The sequence below is a fragment of the Cocleimonas flava genome, from assembly GCF_004339015.1.
Classification (GTDB): Bacteria; Pseudomonadota; Gammaproteobacteria; order Thiotrichales; family Thiotrichaceae; genus Cocleimonas; species Cocleimonas flava.
Window position 1 is genome coordinate 408,409 of the sequence record NZ_SMFQ01000002.1, and the last position, 18,833, is coordinate 427,241.

Below are 18,833 nucleotides of genomic sequence, written 5' to 3' on the forward strand. Positions count from 1 at the left end.
AAAAATGATTATGTATAATTATCATTAATTATAATTTTAAGTATATATCGTAATGATAAATCCAGTTTACCTACGTAGTTTTTGTACGCTTGTGGAAGTAGAGCATTTCACGCGTACCGCCGAACGTCTGCACATGACACAGTCGGGCGTCAGCCAGCATATACATAAACTTGAAGAGCAATTAGGTCGACCACTTCTGATTCGACAAGGTAAACGGTTCACCCTCACCGATGCCGGCGAACTTTTGTATAAAGAGGCTAGGGAAATTATTTTATCGCTCTCCAACCTTGAGCAACGAGTCAAAGAAGACCACGCCTTTGAAGGAGTTGTCAGGATAATGTTGCCGGGAAGCGTGGGGCTCAAACTGTACCCTCACCTACTCTATTTACAACAGCAGCACCCTAAACTGGTGATTGATTATCGCTTTGCTCCCAATTCCGATATTGAAAAAGCCATATCCAATAATGACATTGATATCGGTTTTATGACGAGCCCTTCAAACCATGCTGACGTCAATATCAATGCGGTTGCTGAAGAAGAATTGTTGCTGGTAACACCGGGGAATTTTTTAACGCCAGACTGGGAACAGTTACTCGAACTGGGCTTTATTGATCACCCTGATGGCGCATATCATGCTGGCTTGCTGTTGGGTGCAAACTATCCGGAATTTCAACACAGCAACCAGTTTAAAAAGAAAGGGTTTTCTAATCAGATCAGCCTGATTCTGGAGCCCGTGAGCAGAGGGTTTGGCTTTACCGTATTACCGGCATTTGCGGTAGAAAATTTTCAAAACACATTACAAAATTCATTAAAAAATACGATACAGAAATCACAACTGATTAAAACCCACCGCCTTTCCAACCCGATCAGTGAGACCTTATATCTCGGTACCAATCGCAGTAAGTCTTTGCCTAACAGAGTGAATACGGTTATTGAAGAAGCAAAAAAGTGGCTATAAGTAGGGGGGTGTCAATTTAATGAAGGCATTACGTTTTAAAAGAGCCATAAAAAAGCCCGAAGACGATGCTTCGGGCTTTGTACTATCCTAAACGGATAGTGATAAAAATAGCGATAAAATAGTCTACTACCGAACAGTTAAAGCGCTTCTGGCCCAACCTGCATTACTAACTTGCCGAAGTTTTTGCCTTCTAACAAACCAATAAATGACTCTACGGTATTTTCTAAGCCGTCAATTAGATGCTCGCGGTAGTTAATTTTACCTTCTTGCAACCACTTAGACATGGCTTGGCTAAATTCATCATAACGGTCGCCATAATCATCAAATACGATGAAGCCTTGCATTTTGATTCGTTTGGTTAACAAGGTACCCATAAGCATTGATAAACGATCAGGACCTTCTGGCAAGCTAGTCGCATTGTATTGTGAAATCAAACCACATAATGGCACACGAGCTTTAGGGTTTAATAACGGTAGAACTGCATCAAATACTTTGCCACCGACATTTTCATAATACACATCGATACCAGCATCACAGGCTTTGGCTAATTGCTCAGCAAAATCTGGTGCTTTGTGATCGATACACGCATCAAAACCGAGATCTTCAACTGCTGAGCGACATTTCTTTTCGCCACCAGCAATACCAATTACATTACAGCCTTGTATTTTGGCGATTTGACCAACCATGCTGCCTACGGCTCCAGTTGCAGCGGCTACGACTACGGTTTCACCCGCTTTAGGTTGTCCGATATCCAGCAAGCCCATATAAGCAGTCATGCCCGGCATACCCATTACGCCTAAAGCGTAAGAAGGTTTTGTAGGCTCTTTGCCTAATTTCAATAAGCCAGCGCCATTAGAAATCGAATAATCCTGCCAGCCAGAATACGAAAGTATCCATTCACCGACTTCATAATCCGGGTGATTAGATTCTGCTACGCGACATACTGTTCCGCCTACCATCACTTCATCAATTGCTACCGGTTCTGCGTATGATTTCGCATCATTCATACGGCCACGCATATAAGGGTCTAGGGATAAGTACACGGTACGCAGTAGCATTTCGCCTTCTTTTGGCGTTGGTATATCTGTTTCTACAAAATTAAAATCGCTTAATTTTGGCGCCCCTTGTGGGCGAGCTGCCAATAGCCATTGACGGTTATTTTCAGCGTTTTGTTTATTTGAAATTGTCATCATTCTTTCCTCTTTTAAAGACTGCTGTTTATAGTGCAGTCACTAAGATTTTACGGCTAACTTCAGGCGTAATATCGCCGTGTTCACCTAATTTCACCATGCCGTGTTGTGTTAGCTTCTCAATCAAGCCATCAATGTCGGCTTCGCCTAAATCAACATCAGACAAACGCGTTGGCACTTGCATGGTTTTAAAGAATTCTTCAGTCAATTCAATCGCACGACTCACGCGTGAATCTTCATCACCTTCAGTAAGGTTCCAGACACGATCAGCATACTGTAATAGTTTCTCTCGCTTAGCTTCGGTACATACTTTCATTACCGCAGGTAATACGATCGACAGAGTACGCGCGTGGTCAATGCCATAAGCACCGGTTAATTCATGTCCGATCATGTGAGTCGACCAATCTTGTGGAACGCCTGCACCAATTAGGCCATTCAATGCCATGGTTGCCGCCCACATAATGTTGCCGCGAACTTCTAAATCATTCTTAGTTTCAGCGACTAATGCTTTCGGCCCTTCTTCGATAAGTGTTTGCAATAAACCTTCTGCAAAACGATCTTGTACTTTGCCATTAACGCTGTAAGTCAGGTATTGCTCCATGGTATGTACGAACGCATCGACGACTCCATTGCTGATTTGACGATCAGATAACGACAGTGTTACTGAAGGATCAAGTACCGCAAATTGAGGCTGCACAAAAGGACTCATAAATGGCAGTTTGTTGCCATCACGAGTAACTACCGAACCACTATTTGACTCAGAACCCGTTGCTGGCAGTGTTAGTACACATGCAAGTGGCAACGCCTTGGTTACCGCTGCGCCTTTAGCGACGAAGTCCCACGGATCATCACCTTCAAATAGTGCTGCAGCTGCAATGAACTTAGTGCCATCGATAACTGAACCACCACCAACTGCTAATAAAAAGTCGATATCATGTTCTTTGATTAAATCCTGCGCTTTCATCAAAATGTCGTATTTCGGGTTTGGCTCGATGCCAGAAAACTCGAACCAGGTATGCTCACTTAATGCAGCAGCAACCTGATCGTAAACACCGTTCCCTTTGATAGAACCGCCACCATAGGTCACTAATACTTTTGATGTTTTTGGAATTGCGTCGCTCAGTACTTTAATCTGGCCTTCGCCAAAATGAATTTGAGTGGTATTTTGAAAACTAAAATTTAACATTTTTTTCTCCGTATCTTTTTATGGCTATACTTAAGAAAGTGCAGCTAATAATTTTTCTGCTGCGAGCTCTGAGCTTGCAGGGTTTTGGCCACTAATCAGTAAACCGTCCTGAATTGCAAAAGCATTCCAGTCAGACACTTTTTGATAATCGCCACCACGTTTCACAAGTTCATCTTCTAATAAGAAAGGCACAACATCAGTCAATTCCACGGCTTCTTCTTCGGTATTTGTGAAACCAGTAACTGCTTTGCCTTTAACAAAAAATTCGCCATCAGCATCTTTAATATTCAGGAAGGCAGCTGGCGCATGACATACCGCAGCGATCGGCTTATTGTCGGCGAGGAAACTTTCGATGAGTGCAATAGAATCAGCATTTTCCGTTAAATCCCATAATGGACCGTGACCGCCCGGGTAGAACACAGCGTCAAAATCTGAAGATTTCATTTCTGCTAGTTTGTGCGTATTTGCCACTAATGCTTGTGCTTCTTTATCTTCATCAAAGCGTTTAGTCGAAGCTGTTTGAAAATCTTCCATTTCACTTTTTGGATCGATTGGAGGTTGTCCACCTGCTGGTGACGCTAGGGTTATCTGAACACCAGCATCTACAAATGTGTAATAAGGTGCAGCAAATTCCTCAACCCAAAAACCTGTCTTTTCTCCGGTGTCTCCTAGCTCTGCATGAGAGGTAAGTACCATTAATATTTTTTTACTTTTTAAATCAGTCATTGTTCTATCTCTTCTTTTATTTGTTAAAACTACTTTCAAAGTTAATAAGGTTCGTCTGTTATTTCGACGTTGAGTGCATTCTATTCCTCACTGATGTATTGAACAATACGGAGAAATTCAACAACACTGTTAGAATTATTGATACAATCCATGCATGGATGTGCAATTTGAACAACTTAAAAGCATGGTTGTGTTTGCTCAGGTGGTGGAGCAAGGCAACCTGACCGCTGCTGCCAAACATATTGGCTTATCCCGAGCCGTTGTGAGTTACCACATAAAAAAGCTGGAATCACAGCTTGGCGTAAAACTACTGAATCGTTCCACACGATCGATCGCATTAACCGAAGCGGGAATGGAGTATTACCAATCCTGCCGGATCATTTCTGAACAAGCTGCTACAGCGAATCAGCAAATGGAAAACCTTAAAAACGAACCCGTCGGCTTATTAAAAATCACTTGCCCGGTTAACGTCGGTTTACAGATTCTAGTGCCAGCACTCAACGACTTTCGTCGCCTCTATCCAAAAATAGAATTAGACGTGATGCTCACAGACGAGGTGGTGAATATCATGCAGGAAGGTATTGATCTGGCTATTCGTGGGGCGCCGTTAATTGATTCAGGCTTACAGGCGAGCAAGCTATCTACCTTACCTACCTGCTTATGTGGTTCACCGGCCTATTTAAAAAAGCACGGTCGCCCATCGACACCTTCAGAATTATCACAACATGCATGGGTAATTTATAAGCTCACCTCGGGGGCGATTACCTTAAGCAAAGGCGGACGCTCATACAGTGTTGCTGTCAAAGGTAGCATTAGCACCAATAATGCGGCGGCTCGTACCGCCTTTGTTGAAGGCGGGCATGGTTTAGGGCGAATACCTCTTTACGATGCCTGGCCCAAAATTAAAGCCGGTTTATTAGAAAGGGTATTAGAAGATTATCATCTCGATAATATCGATGTTTACGGTGTGTTTCCGCCGGGCAGTGCCGGATCAAAAAAGCTTCGCTTGCTGATCGATTATCTTAAAGATTACTTTATCAAAACCGACAAGCAATCCTCGCAAAATACACTGTTATCCAGTAACGGATAGGTCTATCTCATAGATAAAACGACGTTGTTAAAAAAACGCCTATAAGTGGGGGGGTGACTTTTTTATCCAGCTGATTAATTTACCGGGGCTTTTTTTAGCCCTGAGTAAGCCCACACCTATCATTACCATCAATAAACCGATTGCATGAGTCCAGCCGAACGCTTCGTCCAGCAACCATACCGCCAACAGAATAGTTACCACCGGACCGATGCTGCCAGTAATACTCATGCGGGTGGCACCAATACGACTGATCGCCTCGCTAGTAAAAAAGCTGGGAATCAGGGTACAAAAAATGGCCAATAAAAAACCTAATAGCCAAAGTTTAGGGGAAACATTTAAATCACTTAAGTCGCGGGTGCTGAAGAATTGAATCACAATCCAGATGGTTGCAGTGGACATCGCGATACTGGTAAAAATAAGACTACCTAGGCGCGTAATAAACGATTTGCTGAATATCACATATAGGGAAAAACTCAACGCAGCGCCACCGACTAAAAGCGTTCCAAGCCCAGTATTACTATTCTCCCCTGATGATTCGTTCATAAACAGAAAAGTAACGCCGAGATAACTAATAATCAGCGATGCAAACACCCGACCGGTGATTTTCTCGCCAAAGAATATCCAGCTCAGCAAAGCCACCATCACCGGATAGGTGAATAAGGTTAAGCGTTCCAGTTGAGCGGTTATGTATTCAAGCCCGAGAAAATCGAGATAAGACGCGAGGTAATAGCCCATAAAGCCCAAACCGACGATTAGAAAGAAATCGCTGGTTCTTAATTCGGCGGCTTTTTGAGGACGGGTTTTGATCGCATAAGCGAGAACCATCAAATAAAACGGCATGGCGATCATCATTCGGATCATTAAAAGCGTGGTGGCATCGATACCTTCGTTAAAGGCCATTTTTATCAATACCGACTTTAATGAAAATAAGGTGGTGCCCGCGATAGCAAAAGCTAAACCGGTTGCTATATTCCTTTTTTCAATTTGATCTAGAGTATTTTCCTGAACCTGTTCCATGTGACACCTTGTTGCTTTGCATTGATTGCAATGTACTTTCTGGATAGCTGAAATAAGCCTGAGCAAATGGAACTTGTAGGGAGAACCCGAGCATTTACACTCTGATAATTGCTGTTTTATGAAGTCTAGCAGTCACCCCCCTACTTATAGGGGGTTTTTCTAATCCTTATTTTTATATGGCATATAACCATATAGCGCGTTCAAAACGCTTATGCGTTTGCCATTTTCTGAGTAATCGCTAAAAACTTATCAACATCTTCGATTGAATGACAATGCAAAGGCGAAACTCTGATTGCGCCTTCGAGATCAAATGATTCGAGCATACGTTTTGAATACAGGCTGGTGTTCACTCTTTCAAACACTGTCACGCCTTGTTTATCGTATTCTTTAACGGCAGATGCTGGGTCTATCTTTTTAAAGTTAATCGCTAGAATCAAATCGCGTTTTGTTAGATCATCGTGATCTAAATAGACGTCGAGATTCTCCATCTCGCGCAAACCTGTAACGCCTTCTGCACCGTTCAACATTCTTGATAATAAGGCTCGCTCGTGCAGTGCAATCATTTGCATGCCTGCTGTAAATTGATTGCGTCTTGTTGCTTCTTTATGCTCTTGATCTTCTCTGGTTGCAAGACTGCAAACATAATCAATGACTTCAGTGAACATGCCGTACTGCGCTGGATCAGAACTGCCTAAGTCCCAGATATGGCTTTTCTTGCCGCTGAGTTTGTCATGTGGCAATTCTGCTGCTCGCTCAGATAGCCATGCTAACCCCATGCCGCGACAACCAAAGAATTTATACGGTGCGATATTGATGCCATCGATTGGAATATTTTTCAAATCGATGATTTCATGCGGTGCATGCTGGACAGCATCAACAATGATATACAAATCGGGTTTGATTGCTCTGGCAGCAGCTACAATGGATTCGATATCGAGTTTAGCGCCCGAAATATTCGAGGCGTAGATCACGCTTAAAAGTGCAGTATTTTCATCGACTAAACTTATGATCTCATCAACATCAACACCGCCAGTCACTGGGTTGCTTTTCGCGACACGCAGCTCTCGATTGGTACGGCTAGCGTTTAACTCCATCGCATCAAAGGACGAAGGATGCTCCAGAATAGTAGTCACTATATTTGTACCAGCAACATTTTCTGTAATGACTCGCACCATATCGAACATCACTTTGGATGCGGTGAGTGCTGTATAAACCGTGCCGCCTTCGACATTTAGCAACATCCGGAAGTCTTTCTGACCTTTATTCTGTATCCCCTGAAGGTGGACTGCCGTGTCATGCATTCGATCGAGACAATCTGGGCTAGCCGAAATTTCTGCGTATCGTTCTACCGCTTTTTTCAAACGGAAAGAGCCGCCAGCATTATCAAAAAACAAACGGCTACGACCGTTTAAATCGACATCAACATGATAAAAAGAATCTTTTACATATTGCATCGTCTCATCTGAAAACAACTCACCCGAATTTTTATTTGAATTTCCCACCAAAACACCCTCTAAACCGTTACTTTAATCATGAATACATTATTTAACACACCCCCCTACTTTTAGCCGTTTTTTTGAAAAAGGCAAATAATTAAATATTGTGTATAGATGAAGTAATCATTGTTTTGATGGTTATCTGGATATTTATATTCATTTTGAACAACCAAACAGAGAAATAGATAGGAAATATTTCAGAATAGAACGAGCTATTTCAGCAAGCGTTTAACCAAGGATAATTTCTAGATAGAGCAGACTTCACCTTCGTAGATATCCATCACCGACTTGAGTTCATCGTAGATATACTGGCGTTCCTGATCATTTAATTCAGCCAGAAACTCTGGGGGTGTTTCTGATGAAAGTTGCATTAGAATCTGATTTATTTCGAGGCAACCACGAAGTGCAATCTCTTCGATTAATTTATCCATATCAGCTTTGATAACTTCACTGCCAGACTCACTGTCTGCATTTTTTTCGTCAGCGATTTCTTTCGTCTTTGCTTCAATATGCGCATCGATACCAAATATCTCATCTGTCGAGCCGAACCAGAATTCCAGTCCTTTCTCTAAAAAGTCATCGAAGGTTAGATAATGCGTGCCATCACAAGAGAAATTCAGTCCGACAAAACCATTAACCAGATTCAAAGAACCAGAGCGCAAATACACCGTATCATCTGCAAATCGCAAGGCGAAAAACTGCTTAAAGGTATTACACACATCGGGCTTGGGAACGATATTGCGTTCAAAATAAGGGCGTTTAGGATAGGCCAGACACACTTCAGAATCGGATAGCTCATCCATGGTCAATATGCGGTAGGTATAGGGGTCATCAACGTGCCAGATTGTTACTCGACTGCTGGAATAATGAATCTGACAATGGTAAACCCCGTGCTCGGTCATTAACTCTTCGAGTATTGTCATTACTTCCTCGAGGCGTTTATCCATCTGGCTTTCGACACGGGATTGCATGAACAAACCGCCGCGAATCGCAGGATCACCCTTGATCTGACGCCATTTACGTGGCTCTTCGTAAATTTTGTCGTTGCGTGGCAATTCGCGCAGGTCGTAATCTACGCCAAGAAAACCAAGACGTTCGCCTTCCTCATTACGAATGATTTGTACGGCGGTCAATGAGGGGCGTTTCTGGTTTTTACTGATATAAGCACTGGAGAGTTCAAAATCGTCGCCGTCTCTGACAGAGAACAGGTTTACCAGATAAGGTCGTTGTGATCTATCGCGCCCTAGGTGCTCTGTAATTTCACCTTCGTGTTTAACGGTGTTACTTATCTGAATCCCATCTTTATCGAGGACATAGATGTATTTACAATAAGGCAGACTTTTCTTTGCCAAGGTCAAAAAGTCATTCAATCGCTCTGGCTTACCCATGTAAGGCACAAGATCACTCGCAAGATCAGATAGCAATCCCCCGATTAATTTACTCAGATGTTTACGCTGTTCTTTTACTGATTTCTGAACGATAGAATCCATCTAGTTGAGTCCTATTTTGCTTATTCTTGTTAGTGAGAATAGCACTTCATAGTCACTCCTCATAATTTCCTGTTAAAGATTCCTGCTAAAGATTCCTGTTACAAACTCCCATTAAAAAATTCTGATAAAAATCAGGGAACAATTTGTGAATTCAATGTGTCTTAATTCCACATTATTAATCTATTTGGGAGAAAGTCATGAATCAATCCATGAGTAAAAATATTTCACTCATATTATTAAGTAGCATCAGTATTCTTGCTGCCACGTCATTAACCGCCAAAGGCAATGAAACTGCTCAGGGCAATCAACTTTCATACAATCAGCCAAACACGGTAACGAATCCCGCTCAGATAAAATGGCTGGGCGTTTCATTAGGGCAGTTATCCCCAGCGATGCAAAGCCAGTTAGCAACACAACTTAAAAATGGCGCGGGTGTCATGATAACCGGTGTACAAGCACACTCCCCTGCGGAGAAAGCAGGACTTAGAGCGTTTGATGTTCTGACGCGTTTTAATAAAACACCTGTGACAAATAGTCAGCAAGTTTATAGTCTGGTACAGCAGAGCAATACTGGAGATGCTATCAACATTGAATATATCCGTGCGGGAAAAAAACACACCACCAATGCAAAAATAGGATCGCGCGAGATTAGTCCACAACAAAACTGGAGCCAACCATTTATGGGCTGGCCGAATGGCAATCAATTTGGTGGCTGGCCTAACTTTGGCAATGATCCATTCTGGAATTCACCACCCCGTTGGAATCATCCATTTTTTCAAAACTTTGACAGAAGCTTTGACAGAGGTTTTAACAGAGACTTCTACTCTGGTTTTGACAGGAATTTTGCAACACCGTTTTATAACTTCCCTGCTATGCCGAGCTTCCCTGATTTCCCTAAAGATTTCGGGAAACAGTTTACTGACAAAAACGACAACAACGTCCAGAGCTTTTCTCAGTCAGAATCGTTGAGCATGGAAACACTCAAAGATGGAAAAATTCATATCGAATTAAAGTCTAAAGATACGAATAACGATGAGAAAAAGTTCGTGTTTGAGGGCAAACGCGACCAAATCATCAAAGACATTCAACAACAGAAGGACCTTCCTGAAGTGCAAAAACAGAAGTTGATAAGTGCCATTCAGGGAAGTTTCTCAACGTTCTTTAATAGTTCTGATTTCACCTCTAGCCTTGATCCCGACCTGCAAAATAGTACGCAGAACAAGGAAAAGAAAAGGTTGAGCTACTGAAATATGAGCATTTAGGCTACTATTTAACGCAAGTTTATTCGAGTTAGATTTAAGTGAATAAAATCGAAAGAAAATAGCCGTCGGAGAAAATAGCTGTTCTATTTCTCCGACGGTTATTCAGTTGAAATGTAAAAACACGAGTATTTAACGAAAAGGAAATCATGAAAATAAAACAGTTAATCAAAACACTTATCTTGCCCGTATTATTGGTTTCAACTGCAGTAACGCATGCTAATGAAGTAGAAATTGTCGATGTAAAAGTCCATCAGGCAGCAAATAAAACATGGACCTTTGCGGTAACGCTTAAACATGAAGATGCAGGTTGGGATCATTACGCCAACGAATGGCAAGTGATTGCACCTGACGATAAAATTTTAGCAACCCGCACGCTCTATCACCCACATGTGAATGAACAGCCATTTACACGTAACACCTCTGGCGTAGAAATCCCCGCAGATATAACAACAGTGCGCATTATTGCCCGCGATACTGTCCATGGGCATTCTAAAACAGCGATGCAGGTAAACCTGAAAACCAAAGAAGTTAAACCAGTGATGCTGGCGCTTAAAAAGACCAAAAAGAAGAGCTGATTACAGCTTTTCTGAAGACGTTTTAATCACAGCTTCTGGCAGCATGACATCTACAAATTTATTAGTTTGATAATCAACATAGACCTTCCTCACCAGCAAATAGAGTTGGAACGCAACGACCGCAAGGCTTATCGCAATATAAAAGCTATGTAACAGCCATGGCGAATTCCAGTTTGTTCCAAATGACAAAATGAGTACTGCAACAAACGTATAAGACACGGCACCGTGCAGAAACAACAATAGGCTAGTTAGATTGATGCGATTTATCAAAATCATTATTCCTCCTAGCAAGCCCGATGCGCCGCCAGAGAACAATAGAAACTGAACCACCACTTGACTGAATGTTGTATGCTGAAAGCCACTCGTGACCAACGAGCCAAATCCATAAAATAATAAGACCGTTGCGAACAGGCCCAGCGGCAAAATAGGGTAAATAAACACAATAATCATTAGAGTCTTAAAAGACTTAATGTTGATGTTTTTTATCATAATTTTTTCGGGTATCTTTAATTTTTCAGACATTTCTAATTCCTCATTTCTGATCAAAATTTTGTGATTCGGTGACCGCATCATAAAGAACAAAAATGCAGTCAAACTGATACTTATGTGGCGATACTGTGCCGTTGACTTACTTTACAAACCAAATATGGAAGCTAAGTATTTAGCTATGTGTTTAACGATGTGTTTAAGCTAACTACTTACAAAAAACGCTAACTCGATGCCTGTTGAAAATGACTGAGTAATGGGCATTTCTGTGGAAGTTTCACTGCTCCTCTTACCTGGCTTCTCTGATCAATAGGCATTAATTCTTCTCTATAATCTAAATCAGCAGGAAGCTTCACATTCCACACTAATCCTAAATTCATGAGCCTATTCAAAACCCACCAGCCAGGGTCAGATTGGTTTTGATAAAGACCCAGCATCGCAGACCCGGGAAACGCGTGGTGATTGTTGTGCCATGACTCACCCATCGTAAGTAAACCAGCAAAGCGAACATTGTGACCTTGAACAGCGGCACCATTGACATGCCAATCTCTTTCGCCTTCATTGTGCGCGAAATAGCCGACTAGCCAGTGACCTGTTATGGAAACGACGATACGTGCTGAAATCCCCCACACGACCCAAGACACGCCACCAAAGTAGAATAAGACGATTGCCCAAGGGAGTTGCTGGAGCATCCAGGTGCTTTCCATGAAGCGATAAATACGATCTTGCTTTAAATCATCTTCTGGCAAAAACTCAGGTGCATGATCCAATTTCAAATCGCAATGCAATTGCCACCACGCATCTTTGATGATGCCGCTGCCATGACGTAAATAAGCATGACAACGCGGTTTACGTTGCGCCCAATCTCTGAGATCATGCTGATGAGTCATTCCCAACGGGCCTGCCATACCCACCAACACGCCGAGATGAACAAAGAAATACTCGAGCCATTTCGGGCATTCGTAGCTGCTGTGAATGAGGCGACGATGCATCCCTAATGAATGACCTAGGCAAACTGTGGTAGCCGTGAATACTATAAAAACAGCTAAAGCGGAGAGGGAAAAAAAGTATGCGCCACCCACAACCGCTATGAACAAATGCGAGGTATACCAGAGTGATTTTGCAGGCGCCCAAAGTACTTGCCCAAACTCGCCATTCGTCAATCTGTTTTCAGCCATGCGTGGGCTTTCTTTATGCGTTTTCATTTGTAGTTTTGTTTGATCTTTCATTGGTTTTCCTCAGTTAAATGACCGTTTTGTAATTGATTAAACCCGCGTCATCTAAACGCTCGGCAAGCTGGGGTAAATGACAAGTAGGTATCGCGGGGTAGTTGTGATGCTCAAGATGAAACAACATGTTGTAAGCAAGTGGGCTCAACCAGCGTGATCGAAGTGTTCTTGAGTCGTAATCAGAAGTGTTATCTTCGCAATCATGGTGCACACTCCATACGGTAAACATCGGTGATATCGCATGCGATAACAGCATCAACACGGTATGAATTTTTAGCGCATCAATGTCCCACCAAAACCACACGGCAGTCATCCAGAAAACGTTTAGTGCAATTTCAAATTTGATCCAGAAGTTTTGTTTAAGGCTTTTTTTAGCGCTTCGGCTTAATGCTTCTTTATGCAATTTAAGGGTAAATAAAGGCGCTTGTAACAACATGTTCCAAAAGCCTAATTTAGCGATATAACCTTCTACATCGTTTTCTTCCAAACAATGGCGATGGTGTTGCATGTGTGTGACTTGCGTGGCGCGCATTGATGTCATCATGAAAACACTCAGCAATAACATCACGACATCTGTCGCGGTTCTGGAAAGCCCCAGACAATAATGAAACGCATTATGCGAAACGCGTAAACAGGTCAGAAAAAAATAGGCGGCAGCAAATAACATCAACACCTTGTGCTGGTTAGCCGCTGCCCACATTTCTAAAATAAACCAGGGCAATGGCAATGAAATTTCTTTGGCAACTTCCCAAGGCTTGTATTTGACGAGATCTTGCCACTCATTCGTTTTTAATATTCTGTTAGTGCTCATTTGCGCCTCCCAGAAAAAGTCATGCGATGCTTGGCGAGAAACTCATAGAATTTTGCTAATAGTGGGTGCGTCTTGGGCAACTTACTAATCAATCCCGAAACTACTCGGTAATACGGTATTTTGTCCCACAGGGTGAGCATCGCTTCCAACCCGACTTGATGCACACCGCTGCCGTCTTTAATGTGGATGAGCCGCATCGCATCGTCATAATTGATGCATTCTTCCTTAAGTGCATCCGCATCATTACTGATATCAACCCAGTCGATCTCTTCGTTTTGCGGAGACATCAGCATTTGATAGCGCTGTACTTCGCGCTGGCATAATGGACATGCGCCATCGTAAAAAACACGAATGGTTGAACTGCTTATTGTCATCTCTATCACCTGTTTTATTTCGCTTAATCGTTGAATGACTCAAACAATAATCAAAAGGTTAAGGCGATACTTCTGTTCGGATAATTCAGGAACACAAAATTATATTTACATTTAAAAATCAGCCAGTTAGAAAATTCCAGAATGATAATATGGGATAAGTAAAACGAGGAGATCAGAGAAAAAAGAAAGGAAAAGACGACGAAGATAACAACAAAATAAGCTATGCAAGGTTCTTAATATTTTATCAGTGCATACAGCCTCTAGTTTTAACCATCAGCTCAGAAATTTTGGCGAACAAGCTAATGGAAAGGTAAACTACTGAAAAATGAAAGCTCTGATCAAAGCATTCGACATTTATAAGGAAAGAAAATGGATAAAAACGAAGAACGCGCCAATCATGCACTCAAGGAATTTATTCGCTATTCATCTAGCCCCTGGCGCATTGTCTGGACCAATTTTGTCGCGGGTGTTTTTAGAGGCTTAGGCGCAATCATTGGCGCGTCGGTATTTATCGCATTTTTAATTTGGTTGCTGACGTTATTTGTCGACGCGCCATTGATTGGGGAATACGCACAGAACGTAAAAGATGCCGTGATGGGTTATGTAAACGATACTAATTACAATGACGAGTTTAGTCGTCTTGGAGATACCCTAGATAGAATAGAGGGTGAACTTAAAGATAAATAAAGGCACCCCCCTACTTATAGCGAGTTTTTTATAACTTTATTACTGCACTCGTTTAATGAGAAATGACTATGCGTTTCTACGTTATTCTGCTCCAGGTTTTTCTCTAGGCTATTCTGCTGTTTGTTGTTCATATCACGACCTCTCCAGAAAGGTTTATTAGCTTCTTCCTCTGCCTGCTGTTTGCTGATGCCGATATCTCTCAAGCGGTTTTCATCGAGTTTGAGCAATGCTTTCCTACTGCTGTAGCGATCTTTATATAGAGCTAGTTGCTTTAAGTACTGATCCAAACATTCATTTAAGTTCCGCAGGCTTAAATGGTTAAGTAAGCCTAATTGTGTCTTCATGCTGTGCTCCTTTACTAATTACGTTATTACTGTCTTCATTTAGACAGTTGCTGCTATCTGTGTATTGCTACTGTTTAGATACAATAAGCGTAAGTCGAAGAGCCTTACAGATTCAAAAATCACAAAATTAATACAAGACAGATGAAAAAAACCTGATCTGTCATGTTGTTTAAAAAACAATCTGTACTGCTTAAAATCTTATAATTGTAAATCTGTCATGCTTATGTAATATTTTAGAATCAGTAAAACCAGACCATTTTCCATGAAGCTATACGAACAGTTTTCGACAGAAATTAAAGATCAAATTGAGCATGGCTATTATCAGCCAGGACAAAAGCTGCCATCGATCCGCGACATGAGCACAACCCGCGGCGTGAGCATTTCAACTGTTCAAGAGGCTTATCACTTGCTTGAAGATACGGGTATGGTGATTAGCAAACCGAAATCTGGCTATTATGTTCAGCAGCAACAGAATACCGATTTACTCCCAGATATTAGTCGCCCTGAACAAAAGCCTGTTGATGTTGCGCATTGGGATGAGGTGCTCACCCTGACGACCACCGAAAGTCATCATAACTTTGTTGCATTTGGTGGTGGCGCACCTGATATCACATTAAAAACACTCAAACCCTTGCAACGTATTCATGCTGAGCTGTCTCGTCAGCAACCCCGCTGTTTATTTGAGAATGCCAAAGGCAATGGGCTCGAAGAATTGAGAGAACAGATAGTTCGGTTGATGCAAAATTCGGGCTGCTTTCTTCACCCTGATGACATTGTTATTACCACTGGTTGCCAGGAAGCGTTGTCGCTGAGTTTAAAAGCGATTAGCAAACCCGGTGACATTATTGCGATTGATTCACCGAGTTTTTATGGCTCGATGCAAGCAATTCAGTCAAACGGTTTAAAAGTCATAGAAATACCGACGCATCCTGAAACGGGTATTAGTATGACGGCCTTAGAGTTGGCGTTAGAGCAATGGCCAATTAAAGCCATTCAACTGATACCCACGTCTAATAACCCGCTGGGTTACATCATGCCGGAAAAGAACAAACGAAAATTATTAGCGTTAGCAGAACGTTATGATTTTGCCATTATCGAAGATGATATTTTTGGCGACCTTGTTTATCAAACGCCGCGACCTAAATCGATAAAGTCTTTCGACACCGAAGGTCGTGTATTGATGTGCTCCTCTTTTTCGAAAACCGTTGCGCCAGGTTTACGCATTGGCTGGGTGGCTGCTGGGCGTTATGGCGAATTGCTTACCCATTTGAAATTTATAACCTCGTTGGGTTCTACTGCTTTACCACAGCTTGCACTCGCGAAATTTATTCAACAAGGTTATTTCGAAAAGCATTTGAGAACAGCCAGAACTCAATACCAGCGCGGTCGAGATTGCATGATCCATTGGGTCCAGCAGTATTTTCCTGAAGGCACTAAAATGACTTACCCTCAAGGCGGTGTGGGCTTATGGGTAGAATTACCGGGTGATATTGATACCTTGGAACTGAATAAGGAATTATTAAAATATGATACCGCTATCGCGCCCGGCACCTTATTTTCAGCATCGGATAAATACCGAAACTGCTTGCGATTGAATTATGCAACCGTACCTAACGATAGAATAAAAGCAGCAGTTAAAACGATTGGAGAGCAAGCAAGCTTAATGCTAAAAAAGTAGAGTCCGTTTTTCCCACGCATAAGCGCATAAGCCGGCTGATTACTAATTAGCTAAGACCCCCCCCCCTACTTTGGGGGCTTTTTTTTGCATTTACCTTAGTGCAATTTATCCAAACTTTATCCAAAATTTAATCGAACGAAAAAAATATTAAAAAATGTTTTCGATTTATTGAAACTATTTTAAGCTCGCATTGTTATATAAAGGTCAATACATAAAATCATTTCAAAGGATTGAATGAATGAATCAAGCTAAAAACTCACTGTTACTTTCACTTCTATTTATAGCGGCATTGCTGATCAGCGCTTGTTCGGATAACGATAAGAAGTCAGATGAAAGCGCGACGCCAAAAGAAAGCGCAATGCCAAAAGAAGACTCGACGCAAAATGAAAGTGCGACACAAAAAGAAAGCACTCCGAAAAAAGAAAGCGTAGCCAAAGTAGAAAACGCCACCATTAGCGGCAGCGTCAATTACAGTGAAAGTGCGACACCACCGGCAGAATCTAAACTGTATGTGCGGTTAAATAATGTCTCACTTGCCGATGCTTCTTCAGTCAATATGGAAGAGCTTGTTTTCGATCTTTCGGATCTTAGCATTCCCGTTAACTATGAATTTAGTTTGCCAAAAGACCAATTGAAGGCGAATGAGCAATATGCCGTTCGTGCTGAAATTCGTGGAAAAGATGATGGCTTGCTGTGGACAACCGATACCAATAACCCAGTTGATGCAGCAAAGACCTCACAAACCCTTGATGAAATCATGATGATAGAAGTAAAACCAGTCACTGCAGGAGATAGCATTCTGGACCTCATCAGTGTCGTCTGGGAAGTCAACAACATCAACGGCACAGGCGTCATTGCCAACTCGAAAACTAATCTAACGTTTGCTGCGGACGGCAAAATAAGTGGGCTTTCTGGCTGTAATAACTACTCGGGAGATTACAAAATACACAATGGAAAGTTAAGCATAGGCAAATTAGCGGTAACCAAAAAAGCCTGTCAGCCAGAAGTAAACGGTCAGGAAATACAGTTCTTGAATGCGATCGCTTCAGTGGATGATTTTTCTTTCAACTCAGAAGGCTTTTTAGTATTGAAAGGCAACAACGACAAAACGATAACGGCACAACGCCCTTGATATCGCGTTTATTAATTTGGTGTAGCTTAATTGATGTGACTGAATTGATGTAACTGAATTTGATAGAACAAAAAACGAATCGATAGATCAATAAAGAAAAAAGTGCCTCAAAGGGGGGGGGTGTAAATAATTTGACACCCCCTGGCTTGGCTTTGGGGCACTTTTTTATTCCAATGAAATGCACTGGTCTTTAAGCTTATCTCACAGCGGTTAAACAACTGCTACTTCGCGGCTATACCAGAACTATTCGTTAACCACCCGTTGAAACCCACCAAAGATAAGGCGGCTACCATCAAACGGTATTGAGCCTTCCTGCATATCCATACGTGGGTCTTTCATGACTTTTTCCATACCTGCATCCCTGACGTCTTTGGATGGCCAGACAATCCAGGAAAAGACCACGGTCTCGTCTTCTTTACATTGAACCGCCATCGGAAAAGAGGTGAGTTCACCAGAAGAAACGTCGTCACCCCAGCATTCCACGACGTTTAACGCGCCATATTCTCTAAATAGAGCCGCTGCTTCGGTGGCGTGTTGTATATAGGCGTCTTTATTTTTATTCGGGACTGCCACGACAAATCCATCTACATAGTCCATATCACTATCCTCAAATCAATCATCGAAATTAACTCATCGAATGCAAACCTATGATATTACCTTCGGTATCCACAATCAGTGAAATAAACCCAAATTCTCCAATAGACATTTTCGGCTGTTGGATTTTTCCACCAGCACCAACCACGCGTGACTCTTCGACACTGCAATCATCACAGGCAAAATACACGATGGTGCTATTGCCACCAGCAGGGAAGCCATCCATTTTCACCAACGCACCCGACGCACCATAACTTTCCATATCAGCCGGAAAGGCCATCATTTGCATATCGTCTTCAGAATTTGTTGGGTCTTCAAGATTCTCGAGCTTTACCGCGAAGACTGTCTGATAAAACTGTGTTGCTCTGGCGATATCATCGACATAAATCTCAAACCAGCTAATTGGATTCATCGGCATAGTTATTTTCTCCTTAATATAGAATGCATTACGGTGTGTTTTTTAAAAGCTACCCCCCTACTTATAGCAGGTTTTTTAACACTACTTAGG

20 protein-coding genes are annotated in these 18,833 nt (G+C 42.0%); 7 read left to right on the forward strand and 13 right to left on the reverse strand.

The annotated features are described in order from the left end of the window. Nucleotides 1–52 precede the first annotated feature (52 nt). Nucleotides 53–958 (forward strand): LysR family transcriptional regulator, encoded by a 906-nt coding sequence (locus EV695_RS01915; RefSeq protein ID WP_131904225.1) that lies wholly within the window; start codon nucleotides 53–55, stop codon nucleotides 956–958. Nucleotides 959–1,095: 137 nt separating this feature from the next. On the opposite strand, the gene EV695_RS01920 is transcribed toward EV695_RS01915, so the two are convergent. Genes EV695_RS01920 through EV695_RS01930 form a run of 3 tightly spaced genes read right to left on the reverse strand, consistent with a single transcriptional unit; the run spans nucleotide 1,096 to nucleotide 4,060 of the window. After that, nucleotides 1,096–2,148, reverse strand: coding sequence for an NADP-dependent oxidoreductase (locus tag EV695_RS01920; protein WP_131905030.1), 1,053 nt, complete (start codon nucleotides 2,146–2,148; stop codon nucleotides 1,096–1,098). 28 nt (nucleotides 2,149–2,176) lie between these two features. Then, nucleotides 2,177–3,334, reverse strand: coding sequence for an iron-containing alcohol dehydrogenase (locus EV695_RS01925; protein ID WP_131904226.1), 1,158 nt, complete (start codon nucleotides 3,332–3,334; stop codon nucleotides 2,177–2,179). Nucleotides 3,335–3,364: 30 nt separating this feature from the next. Beyond that, a complete protein-coding gene (locus EV695_RS01930) occupies nucleotides 3,365–4,060 on the reverse strand; it encodes a type 1 glutamine amidotransferase domain-containing protein (protein WP_131904227.1) in 696 nt (231 codons plus the stop codon). Between the two features lie 154 nt (nucleotides 4,061–4,214). On the opposite strand from EV695_RS01930, the gene EV695_RS01935 reads away from it, so the two are divergent. Then, nucleotides 4,215–5,150: a LysR family transcriptional regulator gene (locus tag EV695_RS01935; protein WP_131904228.1), complete on the forward strand. Its 936-nt coding sequence runs from the start codon at nucleotides 4,215–4,217 to the stop codon at nucleotides 5,148–5,150. Between the two features lie 39 nt (nucleotides 5,151–5,189). Here the strand turns inward: EV695_RS01935 and EV695_RS01940 are convergent, their stop codons facing one another. The 3 genes from EV695_RS01940 to EV695_RS01950 form a co-directional block, all read right to left on the reverse strand. After that, entirely contained in the window at nucleotides 5,190–6,167 is a 978-nt protein-coding gene (locus EV695_RS01940) for a DMT family transporter (protein ID WP_131904229.1), read from the reverse strand. A 209-nt stretch (nucleotides 6,168–6,376) separates the two neighbouring features. Beyond that, nucleotides 6,377–7,669, reverse strand: a complete 1,293-nt coding sequence (locus EV695_RS01945; protein WP_207906921.1) for an aminotransferase class V-fold PLP-dependent enzyme — start codon at nucleotides 7,667–7,669, stop codon at nucleotides 6,377–6,379. A 239-nt stretch (nucleotides 7,670–7,908) separates the two neighbouring features. Next, entirely contained in the window at nucleotides 7,909–9,153 is a 1,245-nt protein-coding gene (locus tag EV695_RS01950) for a PDC sensor domain-containing protein (RefSeq protein ID WP_207906922.1), read from the reverse strand. Between the two features lie 197 nt (nucleotides 9,154–9,350). On the opposite strand from EV695_RS01950, the gene EV695_RS01955 reads away from it, so the two are divergent. Continuing rightward, nucleotides 9,351–10,400 carry a S1C family serine protease gene (locus tag EV695_RS01955; RefSeq protein WP_131904230.1) on the forward strand — a complete coding sequence of 350 codons (1,050 nt, stop codon included), beginning with the start codon at nucleotides 9,351–9,353 and terminating at the stop codon, nucleotides 10,398–10,400. A 161-nt stretch (nucleotides 10,401–10,561) separates the two neighbouring features. Then, nucleotides 10,562–10,990: a hypothetical protein gene (locus EV695_RS01960; protein WP_131904231.1), complete on the forward strand. Its 429-nt coding sequence runs from the start codon at nucleotides 10,562–10,564 to the stop codon at nucleotides 10,988–10,990. Here EV695_RS01960 and EV695_RS01965 read toward each other — a convergent pair whose 3' ends face one another. The 4 genes from EV695_RS01965 to EV695_RS01980 form a co-directional block, all read right to left on the reverse strand. Next, complete coding sequence (locus EV695_RS01965; protein ID WP_131904232.1) at nucleotides 10,991–11,512, reverse strand: hypothetical protein; 522 nt, start codon at nucleotides 11,510–11,512, stop codon at nucleotides 10,991–10,993. Nucleotides 11,513–11,700: 188 nt separating this feature from the next. Then, nucleotides 11,701–12,705: an acyl-CoA desaturase gene (locus tag EV695_RS01970; protein WP_207906923.1), complete on the reverse strand. Its 1,005-nt coding sequence runs from the start codon at nucleotides 12,703–12,705 to the stop codon at nucleotides 11,701–11,703. Between the two features lie 13 nt (nucleotides 12,706–12,718). Further along, nucleotides 12,719–13,516 (reverse strand): fatty acid desaturase, encoded by a 798-nt coding sequence (locus EV695_RS01975; RefSeq protein WP_131904233.1) that lies wholly within the window; start codon nucleotides 13,514–13,516, stop codon nucleotides 12,719–12,721. Beyond that, on the reverse strand, nucleotides 13,513–13,890 hold the full coding sequence (locus EV695_RS01980; protein WP_131904234.1) for a thiol-disulfide oxidoreductase DCC family protein: 378 nt from the start codon (nucleotides 13,888–13,890) through the stop codon (nucleotides 13,513–13,515). The genes EV695_RS01975 and EV695_RS01980 overlap by 4 nt, the downstream gene beginning before the upstream one ends. A 369-nt stretch (nucleotides 13,891–14,259) precedes the next feature. Between EV695_RS01980 and EV695_RS01985 the strand changes: the two genes are divergently transcribed. Then, nucleotides 14,260–14,577: a DUF5665 domain-containing protein gene (locus EV695_RS01985; RefSeq protein ID WP_131904235.1), complete on the forward strand. Its 318-nt coding sequence runs from the start codon at nucleotides 14,260–14,262 to the stop codon at nucleotides 14,575–14,577. A 14-nt stretch (nucleotides 14,578–14,591) separates the two neighbouring features. On the opposite strand, the gene EV695_RS01990 is transcribed toward EV695_RS01985, so the two are convergent. Continuing rightward, nucleotides 14,592–14,921 (reverse strand): DUF1127 domain-containing protein, encoded by a 330-nt coding sequence (locus tag EV695_RS01990; protein WP_131904236.1) that lies wholly within the window; start codon nucleotides 14,919–14,921, stop codon nucleotides 14,592–14,594. Between the two features lie 262 nt (nucleotides 14,922–15,183). On the opposite strand from EV695_RS01990, the gene EV695_RS01995 reads away from it, so the two are divergent. Together EV695_RS01995 and EV695_RS02000 are read left to right on the forward strand one after the other, a co-directional pair. Continuing rightward, complete coding sequence (locus EV695_RS01995) at nucleotides 15,184–16,599, forward strand: aminotransferase-like domain-containing protein (RefSeq protein ID WP_131904237.1); 1,416 nt, start codon at nucleotides 15,184–15,186, stop codon at nucleotides 16,597–16,599. A gap of 238 nt (nucleotides 16,600–16,837) precedes the next feature. Beyond that, a complete protein-coding gene (locus EV695_RS02000; protein ID WP_131904238.1) occupies nucleotides 16,838–17,731 on the forward strand; it encodes an META domain-containing protein in 894 nt (297 codons plus the stop codon). Between the two features lie 243 nt (nucleotides 17,732–17,974). Here the strand turns inward: EV695_RS02000 and EV695_RS02005 are convergent, their stop codons facing one another. Continuing rightward, nucleotides 17,975–18,328, reverse strand: a complete 354-nt coding sequence (locus tag EV695_RS02005) for a DUF1428 domain-containing protein (protein ID WP_131904239.1) — start codon at nucleotides 18,326–18,328, stop codon at nucleotides 17,975–17,977. A 28-nt stretch (nucleotides 18,329–18,356) separates the two neighbouring features. Continuing rightward, nucleotides 18,357–18,743: a VOC family protein gene (locus EV695_RS02010; protein WP_131904240.1), complete on the reverse strand. Its 387-nt coding sequence runs from the start codon at nucleotides 18,741–18,743 to the stop codon at nucleotides 18,357–18,359. Between the last annotated feature and the right edge of the window lie 90 nt (nucleotides 18,744–18,833).